Raw genomic sequence first — 17,664 nt, 5'->3', positions numbered from 1 at the left:
GGAGGTTGTGGACCGATTCTGCGGGACTGCGGGCCGGGACTGCCCGGACACGGGTCGAGCCTGCCGGGACCCGGGGGTCTCGACAGGCTCGACCGGCGTGGTTCGACCTGCGTGGTCAGGCTCGACCGGTGTGGTTCGGCCGGGTCAGCCCGCCACGGAGGCCGGGACCAGGCGCGCGTACGCGAGCGCGACGCCGTCCGGCACGTCGGTCAGCTCGATGCCGACCGGCTCGCCCGGGACGTCGGGGGCCTGGTAGCCCCAGGTGCCGTCCGTGCGGTCGTGGCCGTCGCACCGGATCTCGCCGGCGACGTCGCCCCACGTGCCGGACAGCGCGTAGGTGATGCTGTCCCCCGGGTCGGACGACGTGCACCGCGCCTGGACCACGTACCCCTCGCCCTCGGTGATCTCGCCATCCGGCCAGACGGCGCGGTAGGTGTCGCGACGCTCCCACGTGCCGGTGCGGTCCACGACCACGCTGCCGAACCCGCGGTCCGGGAGCAGGGTCTGGTCCGGGTCGCCCGGCAGCTCGAACGGCACCGGCGCCTCCTGGCCGCCGGCCGCCCACCGCGGCTCCCCGTCCTCGACGGTCACCGGCAGCGGGGCGCCCGCCACCAGGGTGTCGCTCGAGTACTCGATGGTCATCGGGTAGGCCGTGTACTCGCCGTCGGGCAGCCACTGCTCGGCGTCGTCCGGGGCGCACGACGAGGTGCGGTCCTCCTGCGCCGTCGGGCCGCTGTCCTCGCGGGTGAGGTACATCGGGTACTTCTCCCAGCCGCCCAGGTCCACGACCGTGCCGTCCTCGTCCACCCAGACCAGGGTCGGCGAGTTCAGGTCGTTCTCCGAGGCGTCCGCGCCGTCGGCGTCGGCCGCCCGCAGCGGCAGCGAGTCATGGGTGGACCACTCGCTCTCGTAGTACACCGACTCCGTGGTCAGGTCGCCGGTGGCGGCGAGCGTCACGTCCTTGCCGAAGCTCAGGTCGGCCAGGTTCGCGCCGCACCGCAGCGGCGTCCCGGTCAGCAGGTCCGGCTGCGGGACGTCGCGCTGCGCGACGTCCGACGCCGCCTGCGGGTCATAGGTGGCAAGCGGCGCCGCCAGGCCCGGCGTCGCGAGCTGCGTGGCGCCCAGCACCAGCGCGCCCGCCGCGACCAGCGCCCCGCCGCCTACGCCGACCAGCCGCGCCGTCCGCCCGCGAGGTGCGCGCGTGCCGTGGTCCGTGCGGTTGTCTCCGTGGCTCATCTCTGTTCCCCCGGTAGTTGGCGTACTTGCTTTTCACCCCCTATGACGCCCCGGTCCGGCGAACAGTTGGGGTCGGATCCCTTTTCGCGCCGAACCCGTCCGGGTCAGGATGAGGACATGGCCGAGACGGTGGACAACCCTGTGGACGACGCCGGGCGCGCCCCCGCGTACCCGCTCCGGTTCCGCTCCGCCGAGGCCCGCGGGGTGCGGATCGGCCGCCCGCTGCGCGTGCTCGGCCGGGTCCGCGGCGTCGATGAGGCCCTCCTCGACCGGATCGGCCGCGCCTTCTTCGAGCAGGACGACGCCGGGGCGGCCCTCGCCGCCGCCATGCGCCTGCCCGCGGGCGCCCAGGGCCGGGTCACGCACGCGATGCTGCGGGCGGCGCTCGCTGCCCCTGCCCCTGGCGCTGGCGCTGGCGCTGGCGCTGGCGGCGCAGATGAGATCGGTTGGTTGCATCGAGACCGGTCGGTTGACGGACCGGTCTCGATGCAACCGAGCGATCTCAATTCCCGACGGCGGGAAGGGGCCAGCCAGCAAGGGCAACCCCAGGTGTTGCAGGAGTTCCTTGGGGAGGTCACCGCCGTGCCCTCCTGGGTGGACTGGGACCTCGTCGAGCAGGGGGCGGCGGTGCAGCGGCGGCTGGGGCAGAACGCCGCCGACGTGCTGCTCCAGCTCTCGCTCGTGGGCGGGTACCGGTTCGGCGGGCCCACGGATCTGCTCGCGGCGACCGGCGCCCTGACCGGCGGCACGCTGCGCCGGCTCTCCGAGACCCAGGAGTGGACCGTGGGGCTGACGGAGCCCGGGGCGCTGCGGCCGTTCGGCCCGGCCTGGCGCGCCACCGTGCACGTCCGGGTGATGCACGCGCTGGTCGCGGCGTCGTTCACCGAACCGCCGGACGATCCGGGCGGCGGGAGCCTCGGCAGCACGGGCGCCTCGGGCCCGGCTGCCGCCCGGCGAGGCACCGACACGGCCCGCTGGGACACCGCCCGCTGGGGCCTGCCGATCAACCAGGCGGACCAGGCGGCGACGCTCGGCCTGTTCGACGGCACGCTGATCCTGGGGTGCCGCGCGCTCGGGGTGCCCGTCCCGCCGTCGGACAGCCGGGCGCTGATGCACCTGTGGAAGTGGGTGGGGCGCCTGCTGGGCGTGCACCCCGACTTCCTGGTCGACGACGAGTGGGCGCGCCACCGCCTCAACCAGCACGTGCTGCTCGCGCAGGCCGGGATCTCGGACGCCGGGCCGCGGCTGGCGCGGGCCGTGGTCGCCGCCCAGGCCGAGCGGTCCTACCGCGGGCCGGCATGGTGGCAGCCGGCGCGGGCACGGTTCGAGCGGGAGCGGCTGCTGTCGATGCTGACGGCGTTCCTCGGGGTGCGCAGCATGCGCGAGCTCGGCCTGCCGGTGCGCCCGCCATGGGCGCACGCGTACCTGCTGCCGCTCAACACGTGGCGGTACCGCGTGGTCGGCCGGCTCCCCGGGGGCCGCGAGCGCCTCGACCGCCGGGGCCGACGCCGGAGCCGGGCGATCCTGGCGACCTACCGACCGGAACGCTCCTGACGTGTCAGATGCTCAGGTCCCTGGAGTGACCTGAGCATCTGACACGTTCGGAGTCAGGGGATCGTCACCGTCACGGGTTCGCTCAGAACCAGGTACTGAAGCGCGTCGTCGTGTCCAATGCGGCCGATGCTGTGCATCTGCGCTGCCCGCACCTGGTACGTGCCGGCCGCCCGTTCGTTGTCGTAACCGGACAGACCTTCGATCAGGTCGGCCTCGATACAGCTGGTGTAATGCTGCGCGTACGCCAGGCCGGTCCACTCTCCCGTGTCGTTGAGCGCCGGCGGGATCTCGTCGTTGCCCTCGTGCCAGTAAGTACCCAGGTCGACCACGCGCCCGCCCTGTGACCAGATCAGGAGCGCGTCGTCCGCGATGACCTCGTCGAACTCCGAGTCGTCGGACGGGTCGACATAGCCCGGCATCTCCCCCGAGAGTCTGACCGGGATGGTCCCACCCCGGCCGCGCTCGTATGTCAGTTCGCCGACGATCTCGATCGAGACTGTCGGACTCACCGACACGAGGTCGTCCTCGGACATGCCGCACCACACGGGATACGCGTCGAACCACGGCCGATACCCGTCGTCGAACGGCGCGGTGATCAGGTCGGCAGGGTCGACAGAGGCCGACGACGCGCTCGCGTCCGGCGTCGGCTCCCCGACGGGTACGTCCGAAGGCGAAGGCGACGGGGACGGCGACGGCGAGGCAGACGGCGACGGGCTCGCCGTCGGTCCCGGCGACAGGAGGGTCGTCGGGACCTGCGAGGGCACCGGACCGGAGTCGGTGCTCTGGATGGTGGGCCGTCCGGGCAGCGGCTCCGTCCGCGTCCAGGTCGAGGCCTCCGCGGCGCTGAAGGCGAGCGCGCTGATCACGACCGCCGTACCCACCCCGACCGCCCCGGCCTTGGCGATGCGCCAGGTGCGCACCCTGCGCCGCAGGCGGCCGAGGTTCTCCTCCGGCACGCTGGGCAGGCCCCGGGGGGTGGCGCCGTCGACCAGCGCGTCGATGGTCTGCCTCAGGACGTCGCGGCCGGGGCCGAGGTCGTCGAACCCGGGGTCGTCGTGCCTGCTCACAGGAGGTTTCCTTCCGTCGCCAGCACCCCACGCAGCGCGTTGATGCCGTCGGCCAGGTGTCGCTTGACGGTGCCCTGTGCGACCCCGAGCGTGGTCGCGATCTGGGGCACCGTCATGTCGTCGTAGTAGCGGAGCACCACGCAGGCGCGCTGCCGCGGGGACAGGCCGCGCAGCGCGGCCGTCACGTCGGCGCGGGCCGTGATGTCCGACGCCGGCGCCTTCACCTCGCCCGCCGTCGCGACCTTGGGCTGCGCCTTGCGCCACAGCGCGAAGCGCCGCGTCTCGTCGAAGTAGATGTTGAGCATCGTGCGGCGCACGTACGCCTCGATACCGGCCCGGCTGCCCTCGTCGGTCAGGGGGAACTCGGTGCGCCCCTCGACGCCCGCCGCCTCGGGGCGGCGGAACCGGCGGAAGACACGCACGAGAGCGTCCTGCACCAGGTCCTCCGCCCGGCGCACGTCACCGGTCAGCGCGTACCCGTACCCCACGAGGGCGCGCCCCCTGCTCGTGACGAGCTCGGTGAGTTCCTCGTCCCACCGCGCGCTCATCCCGCGCCCCGGCCCTGCCGTCGTCGGATCCGCTGCCCGCTCATGTCCTGCTCCCCTCGCCCGGCGCGGCTGTGCCCCGCTCGCACACAGATACGAGCGGGGCACAGGAACCGTTGGGACACGAGCCGAACTTTTTCACGACACCGCCGGGCAGCCGACGGCGGTCACGAGGCGGGGGTCAGGGGGTGGCCGAGTAGTACCGCCAGTTGCCGGCGTCGTCGATCGCGATCCGAAGCCCCGTGTAGCCGAGCCCCTCGGCGCGCTGCGCGTCGGCGTCCCCCGGCGAGAGCACACCCGCGTCCACCACCTCCTGCCAGGCCTCGTCCGACTCGCGGAACTCCTCGGTCGCGACCCGGGGCCAGACGAATGTCCCCTCCCCCTGGTCGGCCCCCTGCGTGCCCGCCAGGAGCCCGACCAGCGTCAGGTAGTGCAGCGAGTCGTCCTCGGGCAGGGCGAACACCTGCTCTGCGGGCTGGGCGGGGATCATCAGCTCCGTGGGGTACTCGGTCGCCAGCTCGACGAGCCGGTCCTGGTCGCAGGCCAGCGCTGCCTCCACGATGGCTCCCGCGGTCGCCCCGGCAGCCTCGCTGGGCGCGTTCGCCGGGTCGAAGGAAGAGTCGAGGCCGTCCGCGGAGCAGGCCCCGGCGGCGTCGCCGCTCCCGCCGTCGCCCGTGCCCGGGGCGAGGGTCGCCCAGAACCGCGCGACGCCGTCGGGCACGTTCGCCAGCCGGATGTCGATGACCTCCTCCTCGCCACCGCCCACCACGGGGTCCGACACGAACGGCTCACCATCACAGGGGACGTCGAACGTCGCGAACGACTCGTCGGTGGACGGGCGCACCGCCTCGATCGACACCTCGTCCTCGGGGTTGGTGCTCTCGCACTCGGCGGTGATCACCGGGGTGCCGGTCGTGATGTACCCGAAATGCGTCTCCTGCGCCGAGACCCAGCGGGTGCTGCGGTCCAGGACCATGCGGGTGAGCTCGCCCTCGACGCGCTCCGGCGGCTCGGCGGTCGCGTCGCCGCCGCGCGTTCCGGTGGGGCTGTGCGCGCCGTCGGCGTCGATGTGGACGGTGACGGGCTCGCTCACCGCCGTCTCCCACTGGCCCGCGGGAGACTGCGGGAAGCCGACCACCCGGACCTCGTAGTCGCCCTCGGGCAGGCGCGTCCCGAAGCCGTCCTGCGTCTCGGACTCGCGGGGCGCGCAGGTGGTGAACTCCATGCCCTGCGCCTCGGTCGCGTTGCCGACGGAACCCACCAGCGGCTCGCGCAGAACCGGCCCCTCGAAGACGTTCATCCCCAGGTCCACCACCACGCCGCCCTGGCTCCAGACCAGGACCGGCGGGGCGGGCAGCGACCAGTCCGCCGGCCCCTCGACGGTCGCGGCCATGCCCAGACTCGTCGAGGGCTCGCCGTCCAGCTCCGAGGTCACGGAGTAGATGTCGCCGATCGACGTCGACGACCAGCCGGCCGCCGTCGTCTCCAGGTCTTCCGCCGGCATGCCGCACGACAGACCGACGTCGAGGTCGTTGATCCACGAGGGCACGTACCCGTCCTGGATCACGCTCGTCGCGGGCGGCCCCGAAGGCTCGCTGGTCGGTTCCGCCGACCGGTTCGGGGCCACGTTCTCGCTGGGCGTCCCGGGCAGCACCGGCTCGCTGTCCCACACCGGCGACTGCGTGAGGCCGAAGGCCAGCACGCCCGCCACCGCCAGGCTGGCGCCGGCGAGGCCGCCGACCTTGACTGCACGACGGCGCCGCACACGGTCGCGCACCACTCCGAACGAGACGTGCAAGTCGTTCGCCTCCCCACCGGGCATGGCGTCGGCTGCGCCATGGAGCGCACCGCTCAGGAAGTCGTTCTGGCCGGTTCGGTCGTTCAGGTCGTCGTGACTCATCGGGCGGCCCTCCCTTCGGCAGGTCGGAAGTCGTCGGGGCGCAGGATCTCCTGCAGGTTCTTGGTCGCGTCGGACAGGTACCGCTTGACCGTGCCCTGGGCGGTGCCCAGGGCGTCGGCGATCTGCGGCACCGTCATGTCCTCGAAGTAGCGCAGCACCACGCAGGCGCGTTCCCGGGCGCCGAGCTTCGCGAGCGCCGTCATCACGTCGACACGGGCCGACGCCGCCTGGTCGGCGCCGCGGGTGCTGGGGTCGTCGGCCAGCAGGTGCTTGATGCCGGACCAGCGCTGCCGCTTGCGGTAGCCGTCCAGGTAGATGGTCAGGACCGCGCGCCGCACGTAGCCCTCCACGTTGGTGAACGGGGAGTCGAGATCGTGCGCCCTGCTCCCCGCGGCCACGCCCACCCCGCCGCGACCGGGCCGGCGCAGCCGCGAGTAGACCTTCACCAGGGCGTCCTGGACCAGGTCCTCGGCGAGGGCGCGGTCGCCGGAGAGCATGTAGGCGTAGCGGACCAGCGCGCTCCCGCGCGTCCTCATGAGCTCATCGAGCTCGGTCTCCCACCCCGCCATGGCCACCTCCCCGGTGCGTGTGTGCTGTCATCGTCTCCACACACCCCATGACGCGCACCGGGGAGGAATCGTTGGTCGGCCCGCCTCGACCGGGCAGCTCACTCACCGATCATGTGGACGGACGCCTCCGCGGCCACGTACTGCGGCTCCCCGTCAGCGCCGGGGTCGAGCTGCGTGAGGGCGTACAGCACGTAGGTGCCGTCGGGCATGCCCTCCTCCGGGTGCGTCAGGCAGGTCGTGTCGGGTTCGAGCGGCACGTCGAGGATCTGCGTGCCCTTCGGCTGGAGCCGCAGCGGCTCCGCCGGCTCGGACCAGACGTCGCGGCCCACCCCGACGACCTGCCCGCCGGCGCTGATCCAGACCAGCGTGACCGGGGTGCGCGTCGTGTCGACGACCTTGCCCCGGAGCTCGGTGAACACGACGCGGACCTTGCCGTTAGGCGTGAAGGCGTCGTCGCCGTCGGAGGCGTCGCCGAGCGACAGGCCCGACCGCTCCCACGGCAGGTGCGGGCCGGCCGGGATGTCCGAGGCGTGGGCGCCGCAGGTCAGGTCCGTGCCCGCCAGCCACTCGGGCTGGTAGCCGTCGCGGATGTCGACGGTCAGCGCATCCTCGGCCTCGACATCGACCTCCGGGACCTCCATGGTGACCGGCTCGCTGACGGCCATCCCGCTCTGGTCCTCGAAGTCGGTCCACGGCATGACCGCGTAGACGTCGTAGGTGCCGGCCGGCCGCGGCTCCAGGTAGGTCTCGGCGACCATGCCGATGGTCCAGTCGCCGCAGGCCGTGGCCGCGCTGGCCCCGGCGACGTCATCCTGGGACCTCCCGGCGTCGGGCAGCACGTAGCCGCCCTCGTGCCAGCCCGCCCCGAGGTCGACGACCTGGCCGTTCTGGGCGAAGACCAGCATGGGCTCGCCGCCGTCCAGCGCCGGGCCCTCGGTGTCCGTCCGGGTGATCCGGACGGGCGCGGTGAGGCCGTACTCGCCGACCTCCAGGTCGCCGGTCAGCTCCAGCTCCACCGTGTCCGACGTCGACGTCAGCTCCGTGACCTCCATGCCGCACTGGTACTTCGGGCCGTGCTCGCTCCACTGGCTGGGCACCTGCCCGCCCGCCTGGGCGCTGGACAGCTCGGGGCTCTGCGTGGCCGGGACCACCGGCTCGGACAGGAGCCGCGACGGCCCCCACAGCGCAGCGACGGCGAGCATGCCCGCGACCACCAGCGAGGCGCCGCCGATGGCCGCCACCTTGACCCCGCGGCGACGGCGCACCAGGCCAGAGACCGCGTCGAGCCGCTCGTCCAGCGTCGTGTCCATCTCCGGGACCGTGATCTCCGCGAGCGAGTCGCGCAGCAGGTCCATCGCGTTGGACAGGTGCCGCTTGATGGTGCCCGGGCTCGTACCCAGGGTCTGCGCGATCTGCGGCACCGTCATGTCCTCGAAGAACCGCAGCACCACCGACTCGCGCTGCCGCGGGGAGAGCCTGGCGAGCGCCACGCCGACGTCGACCCGGGCCGTCGCGACGCGCTCCGCGGCGGGCGCCCGGTCGTCGTCCGCCAGCAGGTGCTTGATGCCGGTCCAGCTCGTCTGCCGGCGGTAGCCGTCCAGGTAGATGGTCAGCATGGCCCGGCGCACGTAGGCCTCCGCGTTGGTCAGTCGCGGCTGGTCCAGGTCCGTGACCTGGGCGGTGCCGGACATGTCCCGGGGACGCCGCAGCCGCGAGAACACCTTGACCAGCGCGTCCTGCACCAGGTCCTCGGCCTGCCCCCGGTCCCGGCACAGCGTGTACCCGTACCCCACCAGTGCGCGGCCCCGCCGCGCCATGAGCTCCTCGAGCTCGCTCTCCCACTGCGCCATCGGTGACGCCCCCTTTCCCTCTCACCCTCTCCGACGGGCGGTGGGGGCAAAACGATGATGCCTGAGACCGGGTCTGCTGGGGCGATCCCCTTTGAGGCCTAAGTTTCTTCGCTTTGCGGCGGCGCAAAGCGAAGAAACTTGGGCCTCAAAGGAGATTGGTCGAGACGGGATCGGTCGAGACGGGATCGGGCGGGGCGGGATCGGCCGGGACGGGATCGGCCGGGACGGGATCGGGCGGGACGGGATCGGCTGGGCGGGGTCTGCTGGGACGGGCGGGGCGGGTCCGGGCCAGCCGGGTCGTGGTGGTCAGGCCGTGCGGCGGGCCGCCAGCAGGACGGTGGTGTGGCGCACGGTGAACGCGCCGTCGGTCACGGCCTCGTTCTCCTCCAGGGCGCCCCGGACTCCGGCCAGGACCGCGCGCTGCACCGGCTCGGGCAGCCGGCCGAACCCGCCCGACGTCGGCACCTGGTCCAGCCACTCGTCGGCCGTGTACCGGCGCTCCGAGGCGTGCCGCCAGCGCTGCGGAGTGCCGAACCCGCCAACCTCCGCCAGGCCTGCTTCGGCGCGGTCGAGCATCGCCTCGTAGCCGTCGGCGGCCGAGCGGCCGGGCGCGTACATGCCCGCTCCCGGGGTGCCGGCCAGCTCGCGGGAGTAGAGGCCGTGCAGCGCCGCCCGGAGCGTGGGCGGCAGGTCGGCCGCGTGCCAGAACACCGCCAGCACGCCCCGGTCGCGCAGTGTCCGGGCGGCCTGCGCGGCACCCGCGACCGGGTCCACCCAGTGCCACGTCATGCCGGAGACGACGGCGTCGAACCGCCGGCCCGCCGGGTCCCAGTCCTCGAACCGCGCCACCTCGACGTCGAGGCCGCGCGCCCGGGCCACGGCCGCCATGCGGGCGTCGACCTCGACGCCCAGTACCTCGGCGCCCGCGGCGCGGAACGGCAGGGCGGAGAGGCCGGTGCCGATGCCGACGTCGAGCAGGCGGGGCGGCACGGGTTCGACGGCTGCGCCCGGCGTGCCGTCGGCCTCGGTTGCCCGGCCGTCGCCCAGCCTGCCGCCGGCGCCCAGCCGGCCGCCGTCGGACAGAAAGGTGAGGACGGCGTCCGCGACCGCACGTGGCGTGACGGGCCGCGAGCGGTCGTACCGCTCGGCGTCCGCGCCGAACCCTTCGGCGGCGCCGCGATGCAGGTGAGAGCTGGTGAGGTCGCCGGACGAGCTCGAAGTGGGCATGCGCCCACGCTAGTGGGCAGTCGCCCACTCGTGCAACATTGCTTCAGCCGCACCCCCGCGGCCCGGCGACAGGAGAGGGGCCGTCCATGCCCACCGGAGTGGCGCTCCAGGACCCGCGCGCCCAGCTCGTGGCCGCCGCGGAACGGCTGCTCGCGACGGGCGGCGCCGCGGCGCTGACCAGCCGCGCCGTGACCGACGAGGCCGGTGTCGCCAAAGGTGTGCTGCACCGCCACTTCGCGGACTTCGACGACTTCCTCGCCGCGCTGGTCCGCTCCCGCATCCAGCAGGCCGACGACGCCGGCGAACGCCTGATCGCCGCCGCGGGCACCGGCACGGTGGTCGGCAACGTGTCCGGGTTCCTGGCCACGACGCTCGACGACGTCGCGCTCGCCGTCGTCGCGCTCATCACGGCGCGCGACGAGCTGCGCCGCCGGCTGCGCGAGACCTCGCCCGCGGGTGTGCCGCTGCTCGCCGAGATCACCGGGGCGCTGGCGACCTACCTGACCGCCGAGCAGTCGTACGGGCGCGTAACGCCCGGCGCCGAGCCCCGCTACCTCGCGATGACGGTCGTGGGCACGGGGCACCTGATGTTCGCGGGCGAGCTCGGCGCACGGCCGGACGACACCGCCGTCCGCGAGCTGGTCGAGTCCGTCCTGGTCGGCGCGCTCCGCTAGACCGATGAGTCCGCGGCGTCCGGACGGTCCGACCCGCATGAGCACCTACCGCGTCGAGACGCGCCCCGAGACCGCCACCGCCGGCATCACCGACACGGTCACCATGTCCGAGATCGCGAGGATCGCCGACCGCATCCCCGAGGTCGCCGGCTGGATCGTCGAGCACGGCTCGCACCCCGCCGGCGCCCCGTACTTCCGGTACCAAGTGATCGACATGGACGCCGAGCTCGTCGTCGAGGTCGGCTTCCCCGTGCCCGACGACGCCGCACTCACCTCGTCCGGCGACGTCACGGTGGGCGCGATCCCGGCCGGGCGGTACGTGACGACCGTCCACCACGGGCACCCCGACAGCCTGGTCGACGCCACCGGTGCGCTGCTGCGGTGGGCCGAGGAGGAGGGACTCACCTTCGACCGGCACGACACCGACGCCGGCGACGCCTGGGCGGGCCGGCTCGAGCTCTACCTGACCGACCCCGCGGAGCAGCCTGACATGGCGCAGTGGGACACGGAGCTCGCGTTCAAGCTGGCGGACTGATCCCTGGACGCGGATGACCGATCCCCTTTGAGGCCTAAGTTTCTTCGCTTTGGACAGCCGCAGAGCGAAGAAACTTAGACCTCAAAGGGGAACCAGCCCCGTCGAAAACGAGCCCGCCGAAAGAGGGAGCCAGAGCCTCAGGCCAGCTCTATGCGGTAGCCCCGCTTGACCACGGTGCGGATCAGGTCGCGCCGGCCCGCCGCCTCGCGCAGGCGCGCGATAGCCACCTCCGCGGCGTGTGTGTCCTGCGAGTCGCCGGGCAGCGCGGCGAGCACCTGGTCGCGGGGCACGACGTCGCCCTCCGCCGCGGCGAGCAGCCGCAGCACCGCGACACCCGTCGGGGACAGGGGCAGCACCTGCCCGTCGAGCACGGCCACGCGTGCGCGGATCACCAGCGACCCGGCCACGGTGCTCAGCGCCACGGACTCGATGCGCTCGTAGTGCCCCACCAGCGCGCGCACGAGCGCGCCGAGCCGGCCGCGCTCGGGCTGCAGGGGCACGATCCCGCGGTGCTCCAGCGGCTTGGCCGTCACGGGCCCGACGGCGGCGGCGACGGTCCCGCCGTCGGCGAACCGGGCGCGGACACGCTCGACCAGCCCCTCCGCCTCGACGGCCTGCAGCCAGGCCTCGGCGCCCGGGGCGGACGTGAACACGACCGCGTCGATGTCGCCGTCGGCCACCGCGTGCGCGGAGTCGCGGACGGCGGCGGGGTCGGGTGCGGGGCCCCACCGGTAGACGACGAGGCTGGCGACCTGCGCGCCGGCCTTCTCGAACACCTCGTCCAGGCCGTCGGCGCCCGCGCCGTGGTGCTGGATCGCGATGCGCAGGCCGTCCACGCCCTCGCTGAGCAGCACCTCCGCCACCTCGGCGGACGTCTCGGACTCGGCCACCCAGTCGGCCTGCAGCCCGGCGGCCTGGATCGCGCCGCGGGCCTTGGGCCCGCGCGCGACGAGCCGGATCCCGGCGAGCATGCCGAGGAGCGGCTCCGCGAGCCCGTGCGCGTCGGCGGCCTCGATCCAGGCGCGGAAGCCGATGCCCGTCGTGACCACCAGGACGTCCGGCGGCGCGGCGACGATGGCCCGGGTCGCGGCGATCAGTGTCTCGTCGTCGACGTGCGGGATCATGCTGAGCGCGGGCGCGTGCCGGATCGTCGCGCCGCGCCGCTCGAGGGCGGCGGCGAGCTCGGAGGCCCGGCGCTCGGCGGTGACGAGCACGGTCGCACCGGCCATGACCTGGCCCAGCGTCGGGTGGGCGGCCTGCGCGCGGGCGGGCGCTGCGGCGTCAGACACCGGCACCTGCCAGACGTCGCTCATTCGCACCCTCCAGAAGCCCTGCCGCGGCCACGCGGCCGATGACGACGACCGCGGGCGACCGCACACCACGGGCCGCCGCCACGGCGGCCGCCTCGTCGAGGCGGGCCCGCGTGACGCGCTGCTCCGGCGTGGAACCGTTCTCCACCATCGCCACGGGAGTTCCGGGATCGGCGCCTGCGGCCAGGGACTGCGCCACGATCGCGCCGAGGGACCGCACCCCCATCAGTACGACAAGCGTAGCCGTGCCGTCGCGCACGCAGGAGAGCGCGGCGGCGTCGAGCGGCCCGGACGTGTCAGCCGCACGGATCCGTCCGGGGATCTGTGCGTCTGACACGTCAGAGGTGGCGCAGTGGCCCGAGACCACGTGGAAGCCCGTGGTGACGCCGCGGTGGGTGAGCGGGATGCCGGCCAGCCCCGGCACGGCGACGGCGGACGTGATGCCCGGGACCACCTCGACCGGCACGCCGGCCGCCACGCACGCGAGCACCTCCTCGCCGCCGCGGCCGAGCACGAACGGGTCGCCGCCCTTGAGCCGCACCACGTGGGCGCCCGCCAGCGCGTGCTCCACGAGCAGCTCGTTGATGCGCTCCTGCGGCACGGGGTGCCGGCCGGGCTCCTTGCCGACGTCGACCACCCGGACGTGCGGCGGGAGCTCGGCGAGGATCTCGACGGGCCCCAGCCGGTCGGCGACGACGACGTCGGCCGCCTGCAGCGCCCGCCAGGCGCGCACGGTCAGCAGGTCGACGGCGCCCGGGCCGCCCCCGACCAGCGTCACCCGCCCGGACGTCACGGGAGACCCACGTAGATCACGTCCTCGCGGACCTCGACCGGGTAGGTCACCAGGTCGGCGGGCAGATCGTCCTTCGGGGTCTTGTCCGCCAGCACCAGGCACGTGCCCGTGACCAGGGAGAACACCTGCTTGTACACCGGCGCGGCCACCGTGGGCTCCCCGGCACGGGTGCCGACGATCCCGCGCGAGATCACGTTCGCCGCCGAGAACGGGTCCAGGTTCTGCACCGCGTAGACCTGGCCGGCGTGGACGCCGTAGGCGGCGTCGTCGGGCAGGCGGAAGAGGGCCACCTGGACGTCCCCGAAGAGCGCGGCCGCGCCGCGCTCGGGGAACAGGTCGGTGAGCAGGCAGGCCCGCTCCCAGCGGACCTCGCTCGGGTTGTCAGACCCCCAGTTCCCTCGGGTGACCTGTACGTCTGACACGTGGTGGACGGTCATGCTCGTACCTCCAGCTTGGGACCTGCGATGACGACGCCGGACGCTCGCTCGGCCGACGTCGCCGGACGGCGCTGGCCACGCTCGGTCACGTAGGCCAGCGACGGATCGGCGTCCTTGGGGGCGTTGACGAAGGAGGAGAACCGGCGCAGCTTCTCCGGGTCCTCCAGCACGGCCTTCCACTCGTCCTCGTAGTTCTCGACGTGGCGGGCCATGGCGGCGTCCAGGTCGGCGCAGATGCCGAGGGAGTCCTCCATGATCACCTCGCGCACGCCCTCCAGGCCGCCGTCGACCTCCTCGATCCACGGCGCGGTGCGCTGCAGGCGGTCGGCCGTGCGCACGTAGTACATGAGGAACCGGTCGATGGTGCGCAACAGCTCCTCGGACGTCAGGTCCTCGGCGAGCAGCTTCGCGTGCCGCGGCGTCTGGCCGCCGTTGCCGCCCACGTACACGTTCCAGCCCTTGTCCGTGGCGATGACGCCCACGTCCTTGCCGCGCGCCTCCGCGCACTCGCGGGCGCAGCCCGAGACGCCCATCTTGAGCTTGTGCGGCGAGCGCAGGCCGCGGTAGCGCAGCTCCAGCTCGACGGCCATGCCCACCGAGTCCTGCACGCCGTACCGGCACCAGGTGGACCCGACGCACGACTTCACCGTGCGCAGCGACTTGCCGTACGCGTGCCCGGACTCGAACCCGGCGTCGACCAGGCGGCGCCAGATGTCCGGGAGCTGGTCCACCCGGGCGCCGAACATGTCGATGCGCTGGCCGCCCGTGATCTTCGTGTACAGCCCGAAGTCCTTGGCCACCTGGCCGACGACGATCAGCCCCTCCGGCGTGACCTCGCCGCCCGGCATCCGGGGCACCACCGAGTAGGTGCCGTCCTTCTGCAGGTTGGCGAGCATGTGGTCGTTGGTGTCCTGCAGCGTGGACTGCTCGCCCGCCAGGATGTGCCCGTTGCCCAGGCTCGCCAGGATCGACGCGACGACGGGCTTGCAGATGTCGCAGCCTCGGTTGCCGACGGGGGTCTCGACAGGCTCGACCAGCGAGGCGTCCCCGGTGGTCGAGCCGGTCGGGACCTCGGTCGAGACCCCGAACCGGGCCACGATGTCGCTGAACGAGTGCAGGTCGGCGACCCGGACGGCGTCGAACAGCTGGGCGCGGGACATCTCGAAGTGCTCGCACAGGGCCGTGCTGACCTCGATGCCCGCGCGCTCCAGCTCGGTGTCGACGAGCTTCTTGACCAGCGGCAGGCAGGCGCCGCAGGTGGTGCCGGCGCGCGTGCAGGCCTTCACGCCCGGGACGTCGGTGCACCGGTGCTCGGTGACGGCGCCGCGGATCGTGCCCGCGGAGACGTTGTTGCAGGAGCAGACGTTGGCGTCGTCGGGCAGCTCGAGGCCCGGGGCACCGCCGCCGCCCTCCGGCAGCAGGAACGCGCTCGGGTCGTCGCCGGGCAGCTCCGCGCCGAGCATGGGGCGCAGGCTGGCGTACGGCGCGGCGTCGCCCACGAAGACGCCGCCCAGCAGGGTGCGCGCGTCGTCGGACAGGACGAGCTTCTTGTAGACGCCGGCCACCGGGTCGGCCCAGACCACCTCGACGGCGTCCTCGGTGCGGGCGTGCGCGTCGCCGAACGACGCGACGTCGACGCCCGAGAGCTTGAGCTTGGTCGCCGTGTCCGCGCCGGGGAACTCGGCGAGGCCGCCGAGCAGGCGGTCCACGACCACCTCGGCCATGGTGTTGCCGGGCGCCACCAGGCCGAGGCAGCGGCCCTCGATGCAGGCCACCTCGCCCACGGCCCAGACGTGCGGGTCCTCGGTGCGGCAGGTCAGGTCGACGACGACGCCGCCGCGCTCGCCCACCGGCAGCCCGGCCGCCCGGCCGAGCTCGTCGCGGGGGCGCACGCCGGTGGCGACCACGACGACGTCGACGTCGAGCCGGCCGCCGTCCGCGAAGTCGAGCCGGCCCACGTGACCGGTGCGGCGGTGCGGCTTCATCTGGCTCGTCGCGGTCTCGGCGCGGACGCCGATGCCCTTGCCGTTGATCAGGCGCTTCAGCGCGTGGCCCCCGCCGAGGTCGACCTGCACGCCCATCAGGTGGGTGCCGAACTCGATCACGGTGGCCTGCGCGTCGAGCGCGGTCAGCGCGCCGGCGGCCTCCAGGCCGAGCAGGCCGCCGCCGATCACGGCGCCGCGCACCGGCTTGCCCTCGGGGTAGCTCCGGCGCTTCTCCTCGACCCAGCCGCGCAGGGCCGCGACGTCGTCGATGGTGCGGTAGACGAAGACGCCCGGGAGGTCGTTCCCGGGGATGGGCGGCATCGCGGCGCTGGAGCCGGTGGCGAGCACGAGCTCGTCGTACGCGTGGACCTTGCCGAGGCGGTCCGTGACGGTCTTCGCCGCGCGGTCGATCGACTCGATCTTGCGGTCGGTGTGCAGGGTGACGAGCGGGTCGGCCCAGAGGGACGGGTCGCCCAGGGCGATGCCCTCGGGCCCCTCCTCGAACCAGCGGGTCAGGCCCACGCGGTCGTAGGGGGCGCGGGGCTCTTCCGCGAACACGGTCACGCGGTAGCGGCCGGCGTCGTCCCGGGCGCGCAGCGCCTCGACGAGCCGCTGCGCGACCATGCCACCGCCGATCACCACAAGGTGCTGAGGATTGCCGGAATTGACCATGTCTTGACCGTAGGTCGCGGGTTTTTCGCGCCGGTGCGTCCGTGGTTACCCGGGCCGAACATCTTCCTCACAGGGGCGGGGGTGGCGCGGTGAGCGCGGGTGCTACGTGCGGATCAGGCTCTGCGCGAAGTGGTCCAGCACGGCGAGTATCCCCGGATGCTGCCAGACACGGTTGCGACGGAGCCCCGTTCGTTCTTCCAGGACACCGCTGTCCACCAGCTGGCCGAGCGCGTTCTGCGCACTCTGCGCGCCCATGCCGAGCCGAGCGGAAAGGTAGTTGGCGTTGAGCACTGGATGGGAGAGCAGATGCGGAAGCACCTTCCACGCCGATGCCTGCGGGCGAAGCCCCGACATCTTGTCCCGGGACAACTCGATCTGTGCGGCGAGGTCATCGATCAGACGAGCGCCCGCAGCCGCCGCGAACCGAGCAGCACCGGCAAACTGCTCGACGATCGGCCGGGCGTCTCCGTCACGGTAGGCGGACAGGGTCGCGAAGTAGCTGTCGGTGTCCTTCAGCAATCCCGCCGAGACAGGAGCCGTCGTGCTCGTGACGAGTCGCTTGGCACGGAACATCGCGTGCACGAGCGCACGGCCTGTCCTGCCGTTCCCGTCGGAGAACGGGTGGATGTTCTCGAAGTGGGCGTGCGCCACCGCAGCCTGCACCACGACGGGAAGGTCGTCTCGGCGCACGAATCTCATCAGGTCGTCCATGGCACCAGGCACGAGGGCTGCCTGCGGCGCGACATGGGACGCACCGCGCGGGCTCACGGAGCTCGTCCCGATCCACACCAGCTGATCGCGCCACTGACCGGCATGCTCCTCCCAACCTCGCTGGCCCGACAACAGTGCCCGGTGCATCTCCAGGACCGCGGCCGTGTCGAGGCGGTCGGCAAGGTCGAGCGCCGCTTCCATCGCGTGGACGTTCGCGACAACGGTCCGCGCGTTGTCCGACGTCGACTGATCGAGCTCGGCCAGAGCGAGCTGTCGCGCCCCCACGGTCAGGTTCTCGATCTGTGACGACGACGTGGACTCCGTCCGGAGCAGGATGGAACTCATCGGCCCGAGCGACGGGCTCGTCTCCCCGAGCACCGCGCGGGCGTATGCGTCGAACCTGCTCAGGGCGGCAGCCGCTTCTTCCGTGTCAGCCGCGATGTCTGCGGCGATCACTGGCGTCCAGCCTTCGATGAGGGGCGGGACTGCCGACCGGTACGACCCGGAGGCCTCGGCCATCCGCGCACGACTGGTCAGGCCGTCAGGCTCGGCGACCCAGTACTCGTCCTCGTGCCGGAATGCAGGAACTTGGAGCATGC

General features: G+C 73.2%; 15 protein-coding genes. 3 read left to right on the top strand and 12 right to left on the bottom strand.

Translation table 11 applies throughout. The features are described from left to right. Positions 1–144: 144 nt before the first annotated feature. Positions 145–1,236 carry a hypothetical protein gene (locus H291_RS0115010; RefSeq protein WP_020015827.1) on the bottom strand — a complete coding sequence of 364 codons (1,092 nt, stop codon included), beginning with the start codon at positions 1,234–1,236 and terminating at the stop codon, positions 145–147. Between the two features lie 117 nt (positions 1,237–1,353). Between H291_RS0115010 and H291_RS30280 the strand changes: the two genes are divergently transcribed. After that, the gene (locus H291_RS30280; RefSeq protein ID WP_051109502.1) at positions 1,354–2,790 is read left to right on the top strand and encodes an oxygenase MpaB family protein; all 1,437 of its coding nucleotides are present in this window, start codon (positions 1,354–1,356) and stop codon (positions 2,788–2,790) included. Positions 2,791–2,843: 53 nt separating this feature from the next. Here H291_RS30280 and H291_RS0115000 read toward each other — a convergent pair whose 3' ends face one another. The 6 genes from H291_RS0115000 to H291_RS0114975 all read right to left on the bottom strand — a co-directional run bounded on the left by H291_RS0115000 (position 2,844) and on the right by H291_RS0114975 (position 9,948). Further along, a complete protein-coding gene (locus tag H291_RS0115000; RefSeq protein WP_026365773.1) occupies positions 2,844–3,857 on the bottom strand; it encodes a hypothetical protein in 1,014 nt (337 codons plus the stop codon). After that, complete coding sequence (locus tag H291_RS0114995) at positions 3,854–4,405, bottom strand: sigma-70 family RNA polymerase sigma factor (protein ID WP_020015824.1); 552 nt, start codon at positions 4,403–4,405, stop codon at positions 3,854–3,856. Before H291_RS0114995 ends, H291_RS0115000 begins: the two co-directional genes overlap by 4 nt. A gap of 178 nt (positions 4,406–4,583) precedes the next feature. Beyond that, the gene (locus tag H291_RS0114990) at positions 4,584–6,302 is read right to left on the bottom strand and encodes a hypothetical protein (protein ID WP_020015823.1); all 1,719 of its coding nucleotides are present in this window, start codon (positions 6,300–6,302) and stop codon (positions 4,584–4,586) included. Beyond that, entirely contained in the window at positions 6,299–6,871 is a 573-nt protein-coding gene (locus H291_RS0114985; RefSeq protein ID WP_020015822.1) for a sigma-70 family RNA polymerase sigma factor, read from the bottom strand. The genes H291_RS0114990 and H291_RS0114985 overlap by 4 nt, the downstream gene beginning before the upstream one ends. A gap of 98 nt (positions 6,872–6,969) precedes the next feature. Next, a complete protein-coding gene (locus H291_RS33400) occupies positions 6,970–8,721 on the bottom strand; it encodes an RNA polymerase sigma factor (RefSeq protein WP_020015821.1) in 1,752 nt (583 codons plus the stop codon). 306 nt (positions 8,722–9,027) lie between these two features. After that, the gene (locus H291_RS0114975) at positions 9,028–9,948 is read right to left on the bottom strand and encodes a class I SAM-dependent methyltransferase (protein WP_020015820.1); all 921 of its coding nucleotides are present in this window, start codon (positions 9,946–9,948) and stop codon (positions 9,028–9,030) included. A gap of 86 nt (positions 9,949–10,034) precedes the next feature. On the opposite strand from H291_RS0114975, the gene H291_RS0114970 reads away from it, so the two are divergent. Together H291_RS0114970 and H291_RS0114965 are read left to right on the top strand one after the other, a co-directional pair. Continuing rightward, on the top strand, positions 10,035–10,622 hold the full coding sequence (locus H291_RS0114970) for a TetR/AcrR family transcriptional regulator (RefSeq protein ID WP_020015819.1): 588 nt from the start codon (positions 10,035–10,037) through the stop codon (positions 10,620–10,622). 37 nt (positions 10,623–10,659) lie between these two features. Continuing rightward, positions 10,660–11,157 carry a GyrI-like domain-containing protein gene (locus H291_RS0114965; RefSeq protein WP_020015818.1) on the top strand — a complete coding sequence of 166 codons (498 nt, stop codon included), beginning with the start codon at positions 10,660–10,662 and terminating at the stop codon, positions 11,155–11,157. Positions 11,158–11,294: 137 nt separating this feature from the next. On the opposite strand, the gene H291_RS0114960 is transcribed toward H291_RS0114965, so the two are convergent. From H291_RS0114960 to H291_RS0114940, 5 genes are all read right to left on the bottom strand, one after another. Further along, positions 11,295–12,470, bottom strand: a complete 1,176-nt coding sequence (locus H291_RS0114960) for a uroporphyrinogen-III synthase (RefSeq protein WP_020015817.1) — start codon at positions 12,468–12,470, stop codon at positions 11,295–11,297. Continuing rightward, entirely contained in the window at positions 12,439–13,260 is an 822-nt protein-coding gene (gene cobA / locus H291_RS0114955) for a uroporphyrinogen-III C-methyltransferase (protein ID WP_020015816.1), read from the bottom strand. Before cobA ends, H291_RS0114960 begins: the two co-directional genes overlap by 32 nt. Continuing rightward, positions 13,257–13,697 carry a nitrite reductase small subunit NirD gene (gene nirD, locus H291_RS34610; RefSeq protein ID WP_020015815.1) on the bottom strand — a complete coding sequence of 147 codons (441 nt, stop codon included), beginning with the start codon at positions 13,695–13,697 and terminating at the stop codon, positions 13,257–13,259. The genes cobA and nirD overlap by 4 nt, the downstream gene beginning before the upstream one ends. Further along, the gene (gene nirB, locus H291_RS0114945) at positions 13,694–16,354 is read right to left on the bottom strand and encodes a nitrite reductase large subunit NirB (RefSeq protein WP_026365771.1); all 2,661 of its coding nucleotides are present in this window, start codon (positions 16,352–16,354) and stop codon (positions 13,694–13,696) included. Before nirB ends, nirD begins: the two co-directional genes overlap by 4 nt. Positions 16,355–16,456: 102 nt before the next feature. Further along, positions 16,457–17,662 carry a Fic family protein gene (locus H291_RS0114940; protein WP_020015813.1) on the bottom strand — a complete coding sequence of 402 codons (1,206 nt, stop codon included), beginning with the start codon at positions 17,660–17,662 and terminating at the stop codon, positions 16,457–16,459. Positions 17,663–17,664: the final 2 nt, after the last annotated feature.

It is taken from the genome of Promicromonospora sukumoe 327MFSha3.1, assembly GCF_000385135.1.
In the GTDB taxonomy this organism is placed as follows: Bacteria; Actinomycetota; Actinomycetes; order Actinomycetales; family Cellulomonadaceae; genus Promicromonospora; species Promicromonospora sukumoe_B.
The sequence above is the reverse complement of the archived record's forward strand: the minus strand, read 5'-3'. Positions and strand labels throughout refer to the sequence as shown.

Bases quoted from the DNA above. Each gene is read 5' to 3' on its own strand.
- H291_RS0115010 (WP_020015827.1), bottom strand. From the start codon at position 1,236: ATGAGCCACGGAGACAACCGCACGGACCACGGCACGCGCGCACCTCGC.
- H291_RS30280 (WP_051109502.1), top strand. From the start codon at position 1,354: ATGGCCGAGACGGTGGACAACCCTGTGGACGACGCCGGGCGCGCCCCC.
- H291_RS0114995 (WP_020015824.1), bottom strand. From the start codon at position 4,405: ATGAGCGCGCGGTGGGACGAGGAACTCACCGAGCTCGTCACGAGCAGG.
- H291_RS0114990 (WP_020015823.1), bottom strand. From the start codon at position 6,302: ATGAGTCACGACGACCTGAACGACCGAACCGGCCAGAACGACTTCCTG.
- H291_RS0114985 (WP_020015822.1), bottom strand. From the start codon at position 6,871: ATGGCGGGGTGGGAGACCGAGCTCGATGAGCTCATGAGGACGCGCGGG.
- H291_RS33400 (WP_020015821.1), bottom strand. From the start codon at position 8,721: ATGGCGCAGTGGGAGAGCGAGCTCGAGGAGCTCATGGCGCGGCGGGGC.
- H291_RS0114975 (WP_020015820.1), bottom strand. From the start codon at position 9,948: ATGCCCACTTCGAGCTCGTCCGGCGACCTCACCAGCTCTCACCTGCAT.
- H291_RS0114970 (WP_020015819.1), top strand. From the start codon at position 10,035: ATGCCCACCGGAGTGGCGCTCCAGGACCCGCGCGCCCAGCTCGTGGCC.
- H291_RS0114965 (WP_020015818.1), top strand. From the start codon at position 10,660: ATGAGCACCTACCGCGTCGAGACGCGCCCCGAGACCGCCACCGCCGGC.
- H291_RS0114960 (WP_020015817.1), bottom strand. From the start codon at position 12,470: ATGAGCGACGTCTGGCAGGTGCCGGTGTCTGACGCCGCAGCGCCCGCC.
- nirD (WP_020015815.1), bottom strand. From the start codon at position 13,697: ATGACCGTCCACCACGTGTCAGACGTACAGGTCACCCGAGGGAACTGG.
- nirB (WP_026365771.1), bottom strand. From the start codon at position 16,354: ATGGTCAATTCCGGCAATCCTCAGCACCTTGTGGTGATCGGCGGTGGC.
- H291_RS0114940 (WP_020015813.1), bottom strand. From the start codon at position 17,662: ATGCTCCAAGTTCCTGCATTCCGGCACGAGGACGAGTACTGGGTCGCC.